General features: G+C 59.5%; 15 protein-coding genes and 1 other RNA gene. 8 read left to right on the top strand and 8 right to left on the bottom strand.

The window, feature by feature from the left end:
• Nucleotides 1-25 precede the first annotated feature (25 nt).
• The 3 genes from K6118_RS10445 to K6118_RS10435 form a co-directional block, all read right to left on the bottom strand.
• Nucleotides 26-3613 carry a hydantoinase B/oxoprolinase family protein gene (locus tag K6118_RS10445; RefSeq protein ID WP_247120292.1) on the bottom strand — a complete coding sequence of 1196 codons (3588 nt, stop codon included), beginning with the start codon at nucleotides 3611-3613 and terminating at the stop codon, nucleotides 26-28.
• A 56-nt stretch (nucleotides 3614-3669) separates the two neighbouring features.
• Complete coding sequence (locus K6118_RS17540) at nucleotides 3670-4422, bottom strand: HNH endonuclease (protein WP_247120291.1); 753 nt, start codon at nucleotides 4420-4422, stop codon at nucleotides 3670-3672.
• Between the two features lie 63 nt (nucleotides 4423-4485).
• Nucleotides 4486-5121 carry a hypothetical protein gene (locus K6118_RS10435; protein ID WP_247120290.1) on the bottom strand — a complete coding sequence of 212 codons (636 nt, stop codon included), beginning with the start codon at nucleotides 5119-5121 and terminating at the stop codon, nucleotides 4486-4488.
• A 125-nt stretch (nucleotides 5122-5246) separates the two neighbouring features.
• On the opposite strand from K6118_RS10435, the gene K6118_RS10430 reads away from it, so the two are divergent.
• Nucleotides 5247-5729: a YaiI/YqxD family protein gene (locus K6118_RS10430; protein ID WP_247120289.1), complete on the top strand. Its 483-nt coding sequence runs from the start codon at nucleotides 5247-5249 to the stop codon at nucleotides 5727-5729.
• A 103-nt stretch (nucleotides 5730-5832) separates the two neighbouring features.
• Here the strand turns inward: K6118_RS10430 and K6118_RS10425 are convergent, their stop codons facing one another.
• The 3 genes from K6118_RS10425 to K6118_RS10415 all read right to left on the bottom strand — a co-directional run bounded on the left by K6118_RS10425 (nucleotide 5833) and on the right by K6118_RS10415 (nucleotide 9424).
• Nucleotides 5833-6015, bottom strand: coding sequence for a hypothetical protein (locus K6118_RS10425; protein ID WP_247120288.1), 183 nt, complete (start codon nucleotides 6013-6015; stop codon nucleotides 5833-5835).
• Between the two features lie 206 nt (nucleotides 6016-6221).
• Nucleotides 6222-9059, bottom strand: a complete 2838-nt coding sequence (locus K6118_RS10420; protein WP_247120287.1) for a M56 family metallopeptidase — start codon at nucleotides 9057-9059, stop codon at nucleotides 6222-6224.
• Entirely contained in the window at nucleotides 9056-9424 is a 369-nt protein-coding gene (locus tag K6118_RS10415; protein WP_247120286.1) for a BlaI/MecI/CopY family transcriptional regulator, read from the bottom strand. Before K6118_RS10415 ends, K6118_RS10420 begins: the two co-directional genes overlap by 4 nt.
• A 197-nt stretch (nucleotides 9425-9621) precedes the next feature.
• Here K6118_RS10415 and K6118_RS10410 point away from each other — a divergent pair, with 197 nt between their 5' ends.
• A complete protein-coding gene (locus K6118_RS10410) occupies nucleotides 9622-10845 on the top strand; it encodes a GGDEF domain-containing protein (protein WP_247120285.1) in 1224 nt (407 codons plus the stop codon).
• Between the two features lie 69 nt (nucleotides 10846-10914).
• Here K6118_RS10410 and K6118_RS10405 read toward each other — a convergent pair whose 3' ends face one another.
• Complete coding sequence (locus K6118_RS10405) at nucleotides 10915-12045, bottom strand: beta-ketoacyl-ACP synthase III (protein WP_247120284.1); 1131 nt, start codon at nucleotides 12043-12045, stop codon at nucleotides 10915-10917.
• Between the two features lie 186 nt (nucleotides 12046-12231).
• On the opposite strand from K6118_RS10405, the gene K6118_RS10400 reads away from it, so the two are divergent.
• From K6118_RS10400 to K6118_RS17355, 5 genes are all read left to right on the top strand, one after another.
• Nucleotides 12232-12984 carry a TerB family tellurite resistance protein gene (locus K6118_RS10400; protein ID WP_247120283.1) on the top strand — a complete coding sequence of 251 codons (753 nt, stop codon included), beginning with the start codon at nucleotides 12232-12234 and terminating at the stop codon, nucleotides 12982-12984.
• Complete coding sequence (locus tag K6118_RS10395; RefSeq protein ID WP_247120282.1) at nucleotides 12971-13861, top strand: DMT family transporter; 891 nt, start codon at nucleotides 12971-12973, stop codon at nucleotides 13859-13861. Before K6118_RS10400 ends, K6118_RS10395 begins: the two co-directional genes overlap by 14 nt.
• 12 nt (nucleotides 13862-13873) lie before the next feature.
• Nucleotides 13874-14620, top strand: a complete 747-nt coding sequence (locus K6118_RS10390; protein WP_247120281.1) for an N-acetylmuramoyl-L-alanine amidase — start codon at nucleotides 13874-13876, stop codon at nucleotides 14618-14620.
• A complete protein-coding gene (locus K6118_RS10385) occupies nucleotides 14617-15846 on the top strand; it encodes a hypothetical protein (protein ID WP_247120280.1) in 1230 nt (409 codons plus the stop codon). Before K6118_RS10390 ends, K6118_RS10385 begins: the two co-directional genes overlap by 4 nt.
• 216 nt (nucleotides 15847-16062) lie before the next feature.
• On the top strand, nucleotides 16063-16719 hold the full coding sequence (locus K6118_RS17355) for a TetR/AcrR family transcriptional regulator (protein WP_343269941.1): 657 nt from the start codon (nucleotides 16063-16065) through the stop codon (nucleotides 16717-16719).
• A 91-nt stretch (nucleotides 16720-16810) separates the two neighbouring features.
• On the opposite strand, the gene K6118_RS10370 is transcribed toward K6118_RS17355, so the two are convergent.
• Nucleotides 16811-17041 carry a hypothetical protein gene (locus tag K6118_RS10370; protein ID WP_247120279.1) on the bottom strand — a complete coding sequence of 77 codons (231 nt, stop codon included), beginning with the start codon at nucleotides 17039-17041 and terminating at the stop codon, nucleotides 16811-16813.
• 156 nt (nucleotides 17042-17197) lie between these two features.
• On the opposite strand from K6118_RS10370, the gene rnpB reads away from it, so the two are divergent.
• Nucleotides 17198-17569, top strand: an RNA gene (gene rnpB / locus K6118_RS10365) — RNase P RNA component class A.
• Nucleotides 17570-17793 lie beyond the last annotated feature (224 nt).

Genomic DNA, 17793 nt, shown 5'->3' with positions numbered 1-17793 from the left:
CCGAGCAGGGAAGTTGGGGGCCGATTTATGTGTGGCCGTAACCACCGCCACCCGGCGTTTCGATGACGATACAGTCACCGGGTTTTACCGCCTTGCGGTCCGAGGCCGCCATGGTTTCTGCCGTGCCGTCAGCGCGGATGACAAGCGTGCGGCCAGCAGCACCCGGCATCCCGCCATCGAGCCCGGGGGCGCCGGTCTTCCGGTGGCCTGACAGGATGGCGACATCCATATCCTCAAGGAAACGGATCACCCGGCGGGCACCATTACCGCCGTGCCATTTGCCGTCTCCGCCGCTTTCTGCGCGGATGCTGAATTCTTCTACCCGTACGGGGTAGCGCCATTCCAGTACTTCAGCGTCGGTCAGGCGGCTGTTGGTCATGTGCGACTGAATGGCTGAAACACCATCAAAGCCCGGCCCGGCGCCGGTGCCGCCCGCGATGGTTTCGTAATATTGGTAAGCATCGTTGCCGAACGTGAGGTTGTTCATCGTGCCTTGCGACCCGGCCATGGCGCGGGCAGCGAGGAACAGGGCGTTCGTCACCACCTGGCTTGTCTCCACATTCCCGGCGACGACGGCGGCGGGCGGGACGGGGTTCAGCATACAGCCTTCGGGCATGACCAGCTTCACCGGTTTCAGGCAGCCTGCGTTCAGGGGGATATCCTCGCCCGTCAGCACGCGGAAGACATAGAGGATCGCGGCTTTCGTGACCGCAAGCGGCGCGTTGAAGTTATTGGGCTGGATACCGCTCGTGCCGGTGAAGTCCACCGTGACCGTGCGGTCCTGCCGGTTTACCGCCAGTTTGACCGCAACCTCGGCACCGCAATCCATGGCGTAGCGGCATTCGCCGTTATGTAGGCGGTCGATCACGCGGCGCACGGCTTCTTCGGCATTGTCCTGCACGTGGCCCATATAGGCGGCGACAACGTCCGCGCCAAAGTCAGTGACAAGCCGCGTGACCTGCTGGATGCCGCGTTCGTTGGCGGCCACCTGTGCCTTGAGGTCGGCGATATTCTGATCCGGGTTGCGGGCCGGGTAGGGGCCTTCTGCAAGCGCCGCCCGGACTTCCGCTTCCTGGAAACGCCCATCCTTGACCAGATGGAAATCGGTGAAGCGGATGCCTTCTTCCTCGATGGTTTTGGAAGCGGGCGGCATGGAACCGGGGCTGATGCCGCCAATGTCCGCATGGTGCCCGCGCGAGGCAACGTAAAAGTCCGGCGTGGTTTTGCCAGGGAGGAATACCGGGCTGATGACGGTGATGTCCGGCAAGTGGGTGCCGCCCGCATAGGGGTCATTCAGCATGAACACGTCACCCGCCTGCATGGCGTCTTCGCGGGCCCTGATGATTGCGCTCACACTTTCGCCCATGCTGCCCAGGTGCACGGGCATGTGTGGCGCGTTGGCGATCAGGTTGCCTTCGGTGTCGAACACGGCGCAGGAGAAATCCAGCCGTTCTTTCACATTCACGGAATGGGCTGTTTTCGCCAGCACAGCGCCCATTTCCTCGGCCACCGACATGAAGAGATTGTTGAAAATCTCCAGCATGATCGGATCCGGTTTGCCGGTTTCGACGGCTTGCCGTGCCCGCGCCTCGGTGCGGCTGAGGATCAGGGTGTCGTTCGCCATCTGCTCGGCGCTCCAGCCCGGTTCCAGCACCGTGGTGCCGCCGTTTTCCAGGATAAGCGCCGGGCCTTGGATCGTGTGGCCGGGCTTGAGGCGCGCGCGGTCATAAACCGGCATGTCGCGGCGTTCCCCTGCCATATAGGTGCTGATGGTCTCGGTTGGCGCGGTTTCATCCCCTGTAGCCACCAGTGTCAGGGCTTCTGCCGACCCGCCGCCTGCGGCTTCCGCCTCCATGGCTTCGGCGATGATGGTATGGCCGGGGTCGGTGAAGCCGAACTGCTGCTTGTGCGCGGCTTCGAACGCGGCAGTCATGTCCGCAAGCGGGCCATATGGGATGCTGAGCGTGGTGTCGGTGCCCTGATATTTGGCGCGGACGGTCAGTGTCAGCACTTGCTCACCGGCCGCGATACCCTGTTCGGCAAGCGAGGTCTGCGCCAACGTGCTCACGGCCTCAGCTGCGGTCTTGAGGGCTGCGGCATCGTCAAGCGGGGCTTCGACGGCCTGGTCCGCCAGCGTGCGCTGGTCGGCAAGACCCATGCCGAGCGCGGACAATACGCCGGAGAAGGGCGGTACGATTACTCGTTCGATGCCCAGTGCGTCGGCCACGAGGCAGGCGTGCTGGCCACCGGCACCCCCGAAAGTCAGCAGGCTGTATTTCTTGATGTCATGCCCACGTTCGACCGAGACGCGTTTGATCGCCCGAGCCATATGCTCCACGGCAACCAAAAGGAAGCCTTCGGCGATGGCCTCAAGGCTCCGCCGTTCCCCCGTCACGGCTTCTATCTCATCCGCGATCTCACGGAAGCCGGCTTCGGTCGCGGCTTTATTGAGCCGTTCCTTGCCGCTTTCGCCGAACACCGCCGGGAACAGGGCCGGGCTCAGTTTGCCGAGCATGACGTTACAGTCGGTCACGGTGATCGGGCCGCCACGACCGTATGCGGCCGGGCCGGGATAGGCGCCTGCCGATTGGGGCCCGACCCGGAAGCGGCCGTCCTCGAACCGGCAGATGGAGCCACCGCCCGCGGCCACGGTATGGATATCCATCATCGGCACGGTCATACGCACCCCGGCGACGACCGTGTCTGAGACGCGCTCGTAAGCGCCGGCATAGTGGCTGACGTCGGTTGACGTGCCGCCCATGTCGAAGCCGATCAGATGGTCGCTGCCCGCGCGCTCGCCTGTTTTGGCGGCGCCAACGATGCCGCCCGCCGGGCCTGAAAGCACGGCATCCTTGCCCTCAAACGCGTGGGCGGCGGCAAGGCCACCGTTCGACTGCATGAAATAAAGCGGGGTGTCGCCCACGGCCCCGCGCACCTGTTCAACATAGCGGCGCAGGATGGGCGACAGGTAGGCGTCGGCCACCGTGGTGTCGCCGCGCGGGACAAGTTTCATCAAGGGGCTGACCGCATGGCTCGCGGAAATTTGGGTGAAGCCGATGTCGCGGGCGATTTCCGCCACGCGCTTTTCATGATCCGGTGCCCGGTAGCCATGGACGAGCGCGATAGCGACACTGCGGAAGCCCTTGTCATAAGCATCCTGAAGGCTTGTCCGGCACCCGGCTTCATCAAGCGGCGTGACCACGGCACCCTGGGCGTCCATGCGTTCGGTGACTTCGGCGACCTCGGCATAGAGCGGTTCGGGTCTCGCGGGCTGCAGCGCGAACAGGTCGGCCCGGTGTTGCTGGCCGATATAAAGCGCATCCTTGAAGCCCTGAGTGATCATCAAAAGCGTCGGTTCGCCCGCGCGTTCGAGAAGCGCATTGGTGGCAACCGTGGTGCCCATCTTGATGGCGGATACTTGGCCTGCCGGGAAGGGCGTCCCCTCTGGCACGTCCATGATTTCCCGCATGGCGAACACGGCGGCGTCCTGATACCGGCCCGGATTTTCGGACAGATATTTATGCGCGCTTAAGGCTCCGTCCGGATGGCGGGCGACAACGTCGGTGAAAGTGCCGCCTCGGTCGATCCAGAATTGCCATTGCTTTTGTGTCATTTTGGTGTGGATTACCTGAGAAAAATATGCCGAATTTCTTTGAATATGGGTTGCGATTAGTAGCGTTTTAATCGCGATATCTTAGCATATAAGGCTTCAATATGTGTTTCAGTTTCGGGAGAGTGGTGACAGGCTTTATGGCAGTTAGGGCATAAGGCGACGGTATTGTCTGTTGTATCTGGGCCATTTTTAGCGAGCGTTTTTATATGGTGCACTTCAAGAAATGGTCTTCCATCCTTACGATCAAAGGGAGCGGGCATTTCACAAAGTTCACATTTTCCTTGAGCTAATTCTTCGATCTTCGCAGCAACAGATGGGGAGCGTTTGAAACGCCTGATCGTTACGGTGACTTCTTCTGGATCAGGGTTTTCGCAAACATACTCGGTGCTTTTATATTTTTTCGATATTTCTGATTCAAGGATGTAGGGGTCAGTTTGAAAGTTACCGAATAAAAAGTCCCTAAGATTAGAAGTCATATTCTCTGTTGTTTTTACCAATGTTGTTAATTTGACGCCTTCGTGGAATAAGCCGTTTTTGTAGCTGCTGGTGTCATAGGCATAGCAGCGGATGGCTTCTGCTGGTTGCTCTGTAGTGGCTTGGTATAGAAGTTTGAGAAATCTCTCTAAGTTCGCATGAAATTGCGTCTTTCCGTTGATGCTAATGGCAAAACCTCTAATGGGCTCACTTGGGAGAACAGGGACTGTATTAGTAGGTTCTGTGCATTGGACTATTTTCGGAAAGAGGGTATGGCCACTTTTCGTGACATGCCAAATGTCTTTGAAGTATCCACGTTCATCAATTTTAAACACTAGAATTCTCTCATGATTTCATAAACAGAATTTGAGCTTAGCCCCTTTATCTGCAGGCTTGAGCTAGTGAAAGTGTTTACCGAGGTCCGCGGCCAGGCTTTCATAGCGTTTGCGCATGTCGCCCCCCAGCCCCGCGCAGAAGCGCTTGGTACCGAAATCGGTCTTGAGGGAATCAAAAAGCCCGCGGCGGCGGCCGATCTTGAACATGAGCGTGGTGGACGCGACATCGCTGATGAGCGCGAGGCGTTCTGCCTCCGGCCGGCCGGCGGAATCGGCCTTGATCTTCTGGCCGGCGGGGGATTGGTCCAACAGAAGCGCGATCTTGAGCGTGCTTTGGTTGGCAATGTCATTGAGGGTTTTGGTGTCCATCTCAGGGTCCGCGCAGATCAGGCTATAGGCCATGACCTGGGCGGCATCTTCCATCTGATGCACTTCTGGCGTTGCGCGCTTGCTGCTGAGGTAGGCCAGGTGCTGGGCGGCAAGGATGCGGACCGTTTGCGCGCGGCCGAGGATAAGCGCAAGCGCCTTGAGGGAGCGTTCTTGGTCGTCCTGTTGGGGGGCAGCTTGCTGGGTTGCGAAATTTTCCGCCTGCTGGATGGAGTCGGGCGCGGTTTGTGCACTTGCAGGCAATGCAGACACAAGACCAAGGCCGATCGCGGCTATAATTGACAGATGGTGGAAATACTGAAAACTAACCATTAACCCCTCCAAAACAGTGCTTATGCCTTTCATAGCATTGTTTTGCCTTGTGAAAACATGCTATTTGGCCGCTGTAACGCCCGTTAAAGGCGGTTTACTACCCTAGTGAGGCAGTAGAGATACTGATGCTTGAAATTTACGTCGATGCTGATGCCTGCCCGGTGAAGGAGGAGGTTCTGAAGGTCGCCTACCGGCATGACCTGACGGTCCATCTCGTCAGCAACCAATGGCTTCGGCTTGAGGTCGGCGAAAATATCAACAAGGTGGTGGTCTCGGACGGCTTCGATGCTGCCGATGACTGGATTGTCGAGCATATGGGCGCGGGCGATATCTGCGTCACCGGCGATATTCCGCTGGCGTCCCGCTGCCTGGACAAAGGCGCGGTTGTTATCGGTGCCACTGGGCGGCTGTTCACGCTCGACAATATCGGCATGGCGCTGGCGATGCGGGAGCTCAAATCCCAGCTCAGGGACATGGGTGAGGACCGGGGCTTCAATGCTTCTTTCACGAAGCGGGACCGCTCGACTTTCCTGTCCGCGCTGGAGGGCGCTGTTCAGAAGTTGATGCGGCACGGCATTAGCCTTCAGGCACAAAACGGCCAAACCTAAACTGTCAGCCCTAAACGGCCCGACGCAATCCAATAAATGGCCCAATAAAAAGCGGCACCCCCAGGCGATCAGGGGCACCGCTTTCAAGCTCCCTTGACGAAGCTTAAACTTTGATGTCGATCTTCAGGCCCTGGCCGTGGCCGGTGAACTGAGAATCGAGCTTCACCTTGCTTTTGGGAAGGTTTTCAAGGTCCAGTTTGGCTCCTTTGAAACCCTGGTTGATCTTCGACGTCGGCGCTGACGCCTTGAAAGGAATAACAACACTGGAAGATACGCCTCCAACCATGCTTATTCGCTCCTCTTGGCACGTGTGATTCGACTACATGACGTCTTATCTGCCAGAGGTTCCTCTGCTTGTACAGGGACGGCTAAAATTTTAAATTTATTTGGTGAAAGAGGCGTGTTTTCAAAGAGTTGCCCTGCAGGTAGCTATACCCGCAGGGCGAGTTTTTTCTCAGAGCTTTCCGAGTGAGAAAAGGGTTTTAGAGGCAGTTAAGCGGCGCTGTTTGCGACTACAGGTTTTGCGGCGGGCGCGGGCTGCGCGGGCGGCGCCGAAGGCACTGCCGGTTCCGCCGGGATATCGTCGCCCATCATCCGCATGGTGCGGGTCAGGCGGCTGCGCTCATAGTCGGAGCCGATACCCTGGACCGCTTTGGCGAGTGTTTCCTGGAGCTTCTTGTCATCGGGCATCATCGCGCGGATATGCAGGAGCGACTGTGCCTTCTCATAGTCGCTGCCGATCTTGCTGGCGACATCGATGGCGGCTTCCCAATTGTCATTGGTCATCGCGCCCTGGCTGATCACGATATCCAGCGTCTTGCGCTTTTCATAATCGCTGTGCTGTTTTCCGACGGCGTCCAGAAGCGTCTTGGTGCTGGCTGGCGCTTTATGGAGCTGGCTCGCGAGTACGGCGATCAACTGACGGATTTCATAATCGCTTTTGATGTTATCCGTGGCGATCTTGACCACGCGCTCGACGGCTTTTTTGCTGAGATCCTTGTCATGCAGGCCGACGACCAGCAGGTTGCGGAGCTCATAGTCGCTTTTCATATGGGCGGCCATGTCGATCAGCATGTTGATACCGTCGTCATCAAGCGGGAACTGGACGAGATAGGGCGTCAGAAGCTGGCGCAGCTCATAATCGCTGTCCATGGTTTTGGCGGCCTTGAGGACTTTCGCCATGACCTTCTTGGTCGGGCGACCTTCTTCCAGAAGCAGGGTCAGCGCGACCCGCTTTTCATAGTTGCTTTTGATGTCGGCCAGAAGGTCGGCGAGCTTTTCGGTGTCATGGTCCTTCAGCTTGGCCTGCTCCAGAAGGTTCTGGGCATAGATGCGCTTGAGATAATCGGTCTTGGCACCCTTGATCAGCTTCAGCACATCCTTGACGCCGCCTTTCTTGAGGATCATGGCGATGCGTTCGCTGGCGTGCCAGCCGGTACGCTCGGTCAGTTCCGAAACCGTCGCCTTCAGCCATTTCTGGCCGTCCTTGTCCATGGCCTGCTTGGTACCGTTCACCCAATAGGTCTGGCTAAGCTTGCCGCCGTCATTTTCGAAATGAACCCGGCGGTCTTCCTTCTTGGATTTGGCGCGGATATCGAGCCAGGCGCCGGGGGCGACATCGGCGACGCCGTCCATGGTGTCATTGAGGCTGAAAGCACCTTCCCAGGATGCCTTGAGGGTGCGGTCCTTGTCCGTCAGCACCAGGTTGCCTGAATCGTCGTCGGTGACGAAATAGCTGCTGTGGTCATGGTCCTTGGCGTGCAGGCGGGCGAGTTCGGCGCGTTCGGCGGCGCGGGCGATCCGTTCCTGCTTGCGCGCCATCAGCTCTTCCTTGCGGACTGAACGTTCCTGTTCCCGCGCGGCGCGTTCGATTTCCTTCACCGCGTTCTTGATTTCACGGGCGGAGGCCCTGTGTTCTTCGGCCTTTTGCCTCAGTTCCTCGATCTTGGCTTTCTGCTCGTCGGTCAGGCCGTAATGATCGTTATGCTGATCATCCTTGGCGGCCGTGATCGACATGGCGTCGGCGAATTCGAAGCTGGGCAGGCCGAAGGTGAGGCCGATGACACCCGCAAGCAACAGGCCCTTGGCGGCGCGGCTTGCGGTGCCGAAATGGGCGCCGTTCGCGCCCACCAGGCGCTCGACGCGTATTTTAAGCATGGATTTGTTTCCAGCCATGGCTAATCCCCATTGTAGGTTTTTGCTGTCGTGTATTTTGGTGGCACAGGTGAAAAGGGCGGTGGCGACGGCGCGCGGGTCCGAAAGCTGTTTCGCGGCCCATTCGTCGGCGGCCAGTTCCGCAAGGTCCGCCAGCCGCCGGCGTGCCACGTTGAAGAACGGCTGGAAGAAGAAGAGCCGGGACAGAAGCTGAAGCACCATCAGCATCATCGGGTCACGGCGGATCATGTGGCCCAGTTCGTGGGCCAGAAGGCTTTGCATTTCGCGCTCGGGCAGGGCGTCGAAGGCCCAGTCCGGCAGGCAGATTTCACGCCGGGGCAGGCACACGGGGCTTGCGATATCCGATGACCGGCTGAGGTAGGGAACATGTTTGATGTCCGCCTTTTCGCACAGCAGACGGAGCGTGCGGTTGGCCGGGTGCTCGGCATCGACCCTTGTGCGGGTGCCCAGGTCGCGGATCGCACTCCGGTAACCGAAGCCGAGGGCGATGAGGGCCAGAAGCGCCACAATGCTCCACAAGGTGGCGGCCAGGGCCCTGGCACTCAGGCCCGCCACCCACTGTTCCCAGGACGATAGTGTAGTGTCCTCGCTGTCGGCCTCGGGTTTTTGATGAGTGCCGTGTGTCTGGGAAGTCGGGGTGGCGGCCTGGGTTTCCTTGATGGCGATGGTGGCTTCCATCGCCTTCTGCAGGTCCTTGAGTTGTTTCGGGAGCATGATGTGCACGCTTTGGGAATCCGCGTCCTGCATCCCTTGAAGGTCGACGGTGACCGGGGTTCCCTCCTTCACGCCATCAACCGTGAAGTCGCCCTTGAGCGTGATCTCCCGCGCCGGCAGCCACTGGCTGACAGTCTGGTCGGGGGAAGCATCCTTATGGATGAAGGCTGAGATCGGCTGGCCGCTGTCGAAACGGGAAACCAGGTCCTTGGCTTCGTTATGATGGATGGTGATCGGCCCCGAAAGCCAATTGCCGATGGGTAAAAGCGCGATGAAAGATGCGGCGATCGCCAGTTTCCAGGCGAGTTCGCGGATGTCGGGCAGGCGCAGGATACGCAGGCGTTCCAGAAGCCAGATCGTTCCCATCAGCACAGTGCTTGCCACCATGAATTTCAGGAACAGGCCGACGAACGGCAAGCTGGTGAAAAACTCGGTCATCATGACGGCTCCTCATCCAAAAGCGCCTGTATGTCCTTCAGTTCATCGGCGTCGATGTCACCTTCGTTCACAAGGTGGGCGAGAAGCGCTTTGCTGTCGCCCCGGAACAGGGTCGAGATCATGGAAGAGACCATGGAGCGGCGGACATCGCCTTCGCTGATCAGCGCGCGGTAAACGCGTTCACGGCCACGGGTCTCCGAAGTCAGGATGCCGCGTTTTTCCAGGCGGGACAGGATGGTGCCGACCGTGGTGTGGGCAAGTGGGTCCGTCAGCCGCGCCTGTACATCCTTGGCCGATCCTTCGCCGAGCGCCCACAGGGCCTCCACAATCTGATACTGCTGGTCGCTGAGTTTGATATCGCCTGCCATCGGTGTCTCTTTCTACTACATGTGTAGAAGATAGATACTACAGCTGTAGTAGGTGGTCAATCCCTATTTTCGGCTGTGGGGGATAGGCAGGGTCCGCCCGTTGGGGCTTACCTGTAACACTTGGGGCGGACTATGGATTTGCATTTTGTCCCTAATGCAATAAGGTGACGGCGGAGCCTGCCGTTTTGGGGGAATGGATGCTTTTAGACCTACCGACATTGATCGTTGCGACAACGCTGATTCTCATCCTGTCATCCGTTGCGCTGATTGCGCATTGGCTCGCCAATTTCGGTGTGCAGGGGCTGAAGGAGATCGCGGGCGGAGTGGTTGTCTCCACTGCCGGGATCTGCCTGATGGCGCCGATTGACGGCCCTCCTTTACCGATGACAGTCCTGCTTGGCGACCTGATGATCCTGATGGGACATTTCTGGGTCTGGCTCGGGATCGCCGATTTCTGGGGCGCGCGCAGCCGCCAGCTTGTCTATCTCGCGGGCAGTATCATGGCGGCGGCGATGATCGTTCTGTGCTTCAATTTCGTGAAGACGGAAGCCGCGGGAGAGCGCGACACGCTCCTGTCTGTCTTTATTGTGGCGATGTCGGTGGGAACATCCGTAACCCTCGTCCATGCGTTTGGTGGGCGGGTTGCCCTTTATAAGGGGATCATCAAACGGACCGCGCTTGGGGCCGCGCTTACCTCGGCGCTTTTCATGGCCCACGCGCTTTTCAATCTGTACCGCGCCGCAGAATGGCGCGGTCTGGCGCATGGGGCTGGTATGGATAGCGTCAGTTCGCTTGCGGCCTGGACGCAGGTGGAAGCCATGCTCTTCGTGTTCCTGCTGGCACTGACGGTCATCATCATGACGGCCGAACGGCTACAGCATGAGCTGAAGATCCAGGCGATGATGGACCCGCTCACTGGGGCGCTGAACCGCAGGGCCTTCATGGCGGTGGTGAAAACCGTTCTGGCACGGGCGCGGCGGGTAAGCGAACCTGTGTCGCTGATCATGATCGATATCGACAAATTCAAGCGCATCAATGTGGAACACGGCCATCTGTTTGGGGATGCGATCCTGCAAAGTTTCGCCGAGCTGGTGATGCAGGGGCGCCGGTCGCAGGATGTTTTCTGCCGCTTCGGTGGCGAGGAATTCGTGCTTCTTCTGCCGGGGACGGAGGAGGAGGGGGCGGCTATCGTCGCTAACCGGGTGCGTGAATCCATATCGCGGGGCAGCCTGTCCCATGGCGATACGGTGATCGAGCTCACGCTCAGCGTCGGGGTGATGACCGCCCGCGGGGATGATCTGGACGCCGATGGCATGCTGGATGTGGCCTATAAAATGCTGCGGGAAGCCCAGAAGGCAGGACAGAATACCATCCGTTTCGCGGAGCCGCTTACGGCCGAGCATCAGGGTGCCCCGGCGTAAGTCCGACAAAATGTGGACATGAAAAAAGGCGGCTGAAAAGCCGCCTTTTTGAATTTATCGGGTGGAAGCTTACAGCTTCTCGACCAGCAGGCTGCCGATCGAATAGCCGGCGCCGAACGAGCAGATAATGCCCTTGTCGCCCGCTTTCAGGTCGCCGCGGTGCTTGTGGAACGCAACGACCGAGCCTGCACCAGCCGTGTTGCCATATTCGTCCAGCACGGTTGGGGCTTCGCCTTCAACCGGCTCGCGGCCCAGCAGCTTCTTGGCGGCATACATATTCATGTTGATGTTGGCCTGGTGGAGCCACATGCGGGCCAGGTCTTCAACCTTCAGGCCTTCGCTTTCCAGCTGGGTCGAGATGAATTCGGTCACCAGCGGCAGCAGTTCCTTGAACACCTTGCGGCCTTCCTGGACGAAGAACATGTCCTTACGGAACATGGAATCATCGTCAAGGCGCGTCATCGGACCGTAGTTGGAGCGGATGTTGTTGGAATATTGGGTCTCGGCCTTGGTGCCTGTCACCTTCCAGAGGTCCTTGCCCTTGGCGAGGTCGGCGCGTTCCAGCACCACAGCGGTGGCGATATCACCGAAGATGAAGTGGCTGTCGCGGTCGCGGAAGTTGATCATGGTCGAGAAGATTTCCGGGTTCACCATAAGGACCCGGTTGGCGATGCCGGACTTGATGGCATTGACGCCGGAGATCAGGCCGTAGGTGGCGCTGGAGCAGCCCATGACCATATCAAGCGCCGAGCCCTTGGTGCCCAGATGGTGCTGAACCTCGATGCCGATGGCCGGGAAATAACGCTGCAGCACGGCGGCCGAACAGATGGTCTGGTCGATGTCTTCCGGCTTCAGGCCAGCTTGTTCAAGCGCCATGTTGGCGGCTTCGATCGCCATGTTGGCCTGGAAGCACGGGGTGTCGGTGTCGCCGTGGCCGCCTTCCGGCATTTTGGACATCATGCGGTTCAGGTCCATCACGCCTTCAACGTCCACAAGGTGGCGGGCCTTGATGCCGGAGGCTTTCTGGATGAATTCTGCGCTGGAATGCTGCAGGGCAGGGGTCAGGCCTGCGTCGATGTCGGCTTTGTGTTCCGCATTATACTGGTCGACATATTCGTTGAATGTCTCCACCAGCTGCTCGTTCGTGATCCTGTGCGGCGGCACATAAAGACCTGTACCGGAAATCACTACATCAACCATACCCAACAATCCTTCATTTTTATCCGTTCTTGCACCGCCAATCTATATGACAGCCTTGTTACAGCGGCGCACAGATATACTGCCTTTTCGGCCAATCGCCAACCAAACATTCGGCTTCGCGCAGATATACAATTTCCCGCTTAGTTTTCTGTAGGATAGGCAAGGGGCCTATGCTACCAAATCAGCATGTCGATTTGGGGAAAAATAATTGGTGGTACCGCGGGGCTCGCGCTTGGCGGGCCGCTCGGGGCTTTGATCGGCCTGACCGTAGGCGCCGCGGTGGACGCGGGCGTGCGCGCGGTTGACCGCGACCCTGAGGCCACGCGCCGGATTACCTTCACCATCGGGGTGATCGCGCTGGCCGCCAAGATGGCCAAGGCCGATGGCCGCGTTACCCGGGAAGAAGTGGACGCCTTCAAGGCGGTTTTCCGTGTGCCCGCAGGCGAGATGCGCAATGTCGGGCGCGTGTTCGATATGGCGCGCCAGCATACCGCCGGCTATGAGGCCTACGCCCGCCAGATCGCCGATCTGATGCGCGATAACCGCCCCGCGCTCAACGACCTATTGGAAGCGCTGTTTTTCATTGCCGAAGCGGACGGCCATGTCCATCCGAATGAGCTTGATTATATCCGCACCGTCGCGCGGATTTTCGGGTTCAATCAGCAGGAAATCGAAGCGCTTGTTCATCGCCATATCGGCGCGGACCCCAACTGCCCCTATAGCGTGCTGGGGGTTGACCCCGCCATTGGCGATGAGGATCTCAAACGCCACTACCGCAAGCTGGTGCGCGAAACCCACCCGGACCGTATGATCGCTGCCGGCGTCCCGAGCGACTTTATCGCTGTCGCCACCCGCCGGGCGGCGGAGATCAACGCCGCTTATGACCGGATCATTGAAATCCGCATGAGCAGTAAAGGCCGCACGAATGCCGATACGTGATGTGTTTCTCGTCCTTCTGGTGACTGTCATCTGGGGCGTGAATTTCGTCGCGGCCAAAGGCGCCGTCACGCACCTGCCGCCCCTGGTGGCCAATGCGGGCCGGTTCGTTGTGGTCATCATCGCGCTTTTGCCGTTCCTGAAGCTTGTGCCAGGGCGGATGAAGGACCTGATGATTGCGTCCTTCACGCTCGGCGTTCTGCATTTCGGCCTGGTGTTTACCGCCATGAGCCTTGCGGGCGGGGTTGGCTCCGTGGCGATCGCGGCCCAGCTGGCTGTGCCGTTTTCCACCATCTTGGCCATCATCGTTTTGAAGGAAAGCCTGGGCTGGAAGCGCGGTGCGGGCATTGTGCTTAGCTTCTTTGGCGTGCTCGTGCTTGGGTTCGACCCCAAGGTTTTCGCTTATTGGGACGCGCTTCTGGTGATGTCGGCGGCGGCTTTTGTTTATGCCGTGGCGGCCATTCTGATGCGGCGGCTCAAGGATGTGCGCGCGGTAACCACGCAGGCGTGGGTTGGTGTCGCAGGCGCTATCGGCTCAATCTTTCTGTCGCTGGTGTTCGAACATGGGCAGTGGCAGGCGATAACAAGCGCGCCGCCGATTGCCTGGCTTTGTGTGGTCTATACCGGGCTGGGCTCATCGGTTGCGGGGCACGGGACGATCAATTATCTCCTGCGCAAGCATGAGGTGACCGCGGTTTCGCCCTATATGCTGGCAACGCCCTTGTTCGGGGTTCTCGCGGGCATGGTGTTCCTGGGCGAACATCTGACCTGGCGGATGGTCCTCGGCGGTGTGCTCACCATTCTGGGAGTTCTGATCATCACGCTCAGGAACAATGTCCGCGCTCGCGCGGTCGCTGAAGTCGCCCTGACGTCGGATTAAGCAGACCCGCCCATGAAAATCCACCGCCAGCCATCCCCCAATTTCAATGTCCGCCCCGCAGATGCCGCGGTCGATACCGTCATCCTGCATTATACCGGCATGGAGACGGCAGAGGCTGCGCTCGCGCGGCTGACCGACCCGAAGGCGGAAGTCTCAGCCCATTATCTGATCGATGAAGACGGCCGGATCGTGCAAATGGTCGAGGAAGAACACCGGGCCTGGCACGCGGGGGTCTCCATCTGGCAGGGACGCGAGAACCTTAACCACACCTCCGTCGGCATCGAGCTGGTGAACCCGGGGCATGAGTTTGGCTACCGCGCGTTTCCGGATGCCCAGATAGAGGCACTGCTTGCCCTGTTGGCAGGCATCCGCGAAAGGCATAAGATACCTGTGTCGCGTTACCTGGGGCACAGCGACATCGCACCGCATAGAAAAGCGGACCCGGGGGAATTATTCCCATGGGGCCGGCTGGCCCGTGAAGGCTTCGGGCTCTGGTCCGATGTTGAGGGCTCGGATACGCGACCGCTTCCGGATGAGGCCGTCACGGGTGAAGCCCTTGTTAAGCTTAATAAACAATTAGGTATCGTCGGCTATCATATGGAAGATAAAGACAGTTTCGGCGCTGCCGCTCAGTCCATCGTTCGTGCATTCCAGGCACATTGGCGCCCCGAAACGGTGAGCGGCCTGTACGACTACGGTACAGCCGCCATCTTGAGGGACATCGCTTGCCAAAGCGAACAAACCGGGGAATCTCTATGAATAGATTGCTTGCCACCACCGTCCTCACCCTTTTCGCTTCGTCGGCCCTGAGCGTGTCTGCGTCCGCGCAGAACGGCTCCAACGGGTCGGTCTCGGAAGAGCACAAGCCGAACGCGGCGACCATGGCCTGCCTAGAGGCGCCGACACGGGACTGCGCCTTTTCGGCTGCGCTCCACACCGTGATCGGTGAGGATTTCGGCGTCGAACGCGCCAAGGTGCTGATCGGCGTTGCCCGATCGATGATTGAGACCGGCAAGGACAAGGAAGCCCTGCAGACGCTCAAGCTCGCGCTTGATGAAGCCCGTGCCGTGCACCTGTCGCTGGTGACCCAGGAAAAAATCCGTTCCATCGCGCCCCTGATGTCGACGGCCGGGGATGTGGCCGGTGCGCTGGCGCTTACGCAGGAGCTGACGAACGAAAACGTGCGCGACGGCGTCTTGATTCATATCGCCGCCGGCGCCTACAAGCGCGGGGATATCGCCGCCGGCCGCCTGGCGCTCAAGGAAATGCAGAACCGGGGCCGGGCCTTCTGGCAGGAACTGACGCTGCTGACCGAAGCGCCGAAGGCCGCGCTTGCCCACGTCAAGCTGGCTGATTTGGAGAAAAAAGTCTCGGCCATGGCCCGCCCGTACCGCCACTATCGCGGGCTTGTCCAGCTTGCCATCATCGCCGACCGCATGGGCAACCCGGGCGATCGCAACCAATATCTGGCGCAGGCGGATGACCTGTTCCCGACCGTGATCGGCCTGCAGGTCCGCGCGGACGTGACCGCGTTCCGCCTCCGCAACATGTTCGACGCCGGAATGAGCGATAGCTTCATCGATGCGAGCTACAAGCTTGCCCTCCTGCACGGCAGCCGCTTGCACGCCAAGTCGGAACTGGCGTCCTTCTCCGAGAAGGTCGGCCCGGTTGAAGCCGCGCGCGGCAACCTGGACGCCGCACTCAAGCGCCTGAGCTACTTCAAGGCCGTGGATGCCAAGGCCCAATATCTGGCGTCCCTGAAGGCGTCGAAGGATGAAAGCATCCTGGCGGCGCAAGTGCGGGAAGTCCTGACCGAGGTGAAGGACGTGCAGGGCGCCTATGAGCGGGACGGCATCCGGCTCGACCTTCTCGAATGCGCCTTCGCCAACAAGGATATCCAACTGGCCCGCACCATCGTTGAGGCGATGGAGGATGACGACAACCAGGCACTCGGCCTCGCAGTCATGGCGCCGATGCTGGACTGATCCGCAGCCGTCCAAGGCCACAGAAAACGCACGCGGCTCCGGTCATCCGGGGCCGTTTTGCTGCCCGTCTCAGCCGTCCGCCTTGCTTTCGGGCGCTTCCGTGATATTTATGGACCATCAAGTCCAAGAATGCCTGCCTGACGCTACGGGGCATTTGCATGTAGCCGGACTTGGCGCTATGGAAAGCGTGTTCAAGGACAAGAAGGCCAACTTTCAGTGACAGAAACCGCGTTAGACCTGACAACTGCCGATGACACCCGCCCGACCCGCGGCCGCCCGCGTGACGCTGAGAAAAACAGCGCCATCCTCGAGGCGGCGGGTGAGCTGTTCCTCGTGAACGGCTATGACGGCACCAGCATGGATGAAGTCGCCAAACGCGCGGGCGTGTCGAAACAGACGGTCTACAGCCATTTTTCGTCCAAAGAACAGCTGTTCAGTGAGGCGATCCACCAGAAGATCGAAGCCTATTTCCCGGACAGCGCCCTCAGCCGTGTCACCACCCACACGCTGGAAGCCGACCTTCGGGCGGTGAGTGAGGCTTACATGCGCCTGGCGCTGAGCCCCGAGGCCATCGCCGTCAACCGCACGCTGATGACCGCGGCGGCGAAGAACACCAACCTGCCGAAAATCTTCTGGGAAGCCGGCCCGCAGGACCTGATGGTGAAGCTGAGCGCCTTCCTGAAAGGCTGGGTCGAACGCGGCGCGCTCAAGATCGAGGATATCGATGAAGCGTCGGACCTGCTGATGTCGCTCCTGAAGGGCCGTCACCAGTTCCCGCTGTCGATCGGCCTCATCGACCATGTCAGCGACGCGGAAATTGACGCCCATGTCGACCAGACCATCCGCCATTTTCTGAAGCTCTATAGCGCCTGATCCGCGCTTTAGCCGACGTCCCCAAAAATAAAAACGGCCCGCCGCAATCTGCGTGGGCCGGTTTTCGTGGTCTGCTGTTTGGGGAAGGGGCTTAGTTGCCACCCTTGCCCTTGGCAGGGGTGCCGTCATCGGTGGTCATGTCGGGCGCGACCGCCGGGGCATCGGAATATTTGGCGTTGGCATGGTCGCCTTCCAGGTTTTTCGGCAGTTTTTCGATTTCCGCATGGGTTGCCGGGCCGACCGTGTCATCGAACACGATGGCGTCGCCCTTGCTGCAGGCGCCAAGCATCAACAGGGCGGGAACGATAAGCAGTTTCTTCATCACGCTATCCTCGGTACGGGCCGCCGGAGATATGAGGGCGGCTTCAGTTGGCTGGACTGTGCCGCAAAAGCTGCGGGAGTTCAACAGGGGAGTTCAACCACCCCCGCCGCGCAATAAGCTTGACGTGCGGGCGGGCAAAGTGTTCATTGGCGCCCGGCAGATGGCTGGATGACCGCCGCTCAGGAATGAGGGGAGGAAAGTCCGGGCTCCACGGAAACACGGTGCCGGTTAACGGCCGGCGAGGGCGACCTTAGGGAAAGTGCCACAGAAAGCAAACCGCCGGGCTTCGGCTCGGTAAGGATGAAAGGGTGCGGTAAGAGCGCACCGCGGTCCTGGCAACAGGACTGGCAGGGTAAACCCCACCGGGAGCAAGACCAATAGGGATGGTAGCCCTTCAATGGGCAGGCGGGTTTCCGCGCCTCCGTCCGGGTAGGTTGCTTGAGCATGCTGGCAACAGTATGCCTAGAGGAATGGTCATCCAGGCGCTTCGGCGCCGGACAGAACCCGGCTTACAGGCCATCTGCCGCTTTTCTTCCGAAAAATGTGAAAAGCGGCTTGTCCGGATGTTCCGTATATTATAGGTTTTTATAGCTAAAATGTGAGAAGTTCAGCCGCGGTCAAGATCGCGGCTTTTTTATTGCGCTGGCACTACATAAGACTCTACTTACATCTCTTGGTGTGAGCGCCGGTATGGCACTCTTTCTCCTCTTACCCACCTCATAGGAAATATGATGAAAAAAGCGAAGCGGCGC

Origin of the sequence: Kordiimonas marina (assembly GCF_023006325.1) — a bacterium.
GTDB lineage: Bacteria > Pseudomonadota > Alphaproteobacteria > Sphingomonadales > Kordiimonadaceae > Kordiimonas > Kordiimonas marina.
The sequence above is the reverse complement of the archived record's forward strand: the minus strand, read 5'-3'. Positions and strand labels throughout refer to the sequence as shown.

What these genes read in the sequence shown, in the direction of transcription:
- K6118_RS10410 (WP_247120285.1), top strand. Translation starts at nt 9,622, where the DNA reads ATGCTTTTAGACCTACCGACATTGATCGTTGCGACAACGCTGATTCTC.
- K6118_RS10370 (WP_247120279.1), bottom strand. Translation starts at nt 17,041, where the DNA reads ATGAAGAAACTGCTTATCGTTCCCGCCCTGTTGATGCTTGGCGCCTGC.
- K6118_RS10400 (WP_247120283.1), top strand. Translation starts at nt 12,232, where the DNA reads ATGTCGATTTGGGGAAAAATAATTGGTGGTACCGCGGGGCTCGCGCTT.
- K6118_RS10435 (WP_247120290.1), bottom strand. Translation starts at nt 5,121, where the DNA reads ATGGTTAGTTTTCAGTATTTCCACCATCTGTCAATTATAGCCGCGATC.
- K6118_RS10390 (WP_247120281.1), top strand. Translation starts at nt 13,874, where the DNA reads ATGAAAATCCACCGCCAGCCATCCCCCAATTTCAATGTCCGCCCCGCA.
- K6118_RS10430 (WP_247120289.1), top strand. Translation starts at nt 5,247, where the DNA reads ATGCTTGAAATTTACGTCGATGCTGATGCCTGCCCGGTGAAGGAGGAG.
- K6118_RS10420 (WP_247120287.1), bottom strand. Translation starts at nt 9,059, where the DNA reads ATGATGACCGAGTTTTTCACCAGCTTGCCGTTCGTCGGCCTGTTCCTG.
- K6118_RS10425 (WP_247120288.1), bottom strand. Translation starts at nt 6,015, where the DNA reads ATGGTTGGAGGCGTATCTTCCAGTGTTGTTATTCCTTTCAAGGCGTCA.
- K6118_RS10445 (WP_247120292.1), bottom strand. Translation starts at nt 3,613, where the DNA reads ATGACACAAAAGCAATGGCAATTCTGGATCGACCGAGGCGGCACTTTC.
- K6118_RS10385 (WP_247120280.1), top strand. Translation starts at nt 14,617, where the DNA reads ATGAATAGATTGCTTGCCACCACCGTCCTCACCCTTTTCGCTTCGTCG.
- K6118_RS10415 (WP_247120286.1), bottom strand. Translation starts at nt 9,424, where the DNA reads ATGGCAGGCGATATCAAACTCAGCGACCAGCAGTATCAGATTGTGGAG.
- K6118_RS10405 (WP_247120284.1), bottom strand. Translation starts at nt 12,045, where the DNA reads ATGGTTGATGTAGTGATTTCCGGTACAGGTCTTTATGTGCCGCCGCAC.
- K6118_RS10395 (WP_247120282.1), top strand. Translation starts at nt 12,971, where the DNA reads ATGCCGATACGTGATGTGTTTCTCGTCCTTCTGGTGACTGTCATCTGG.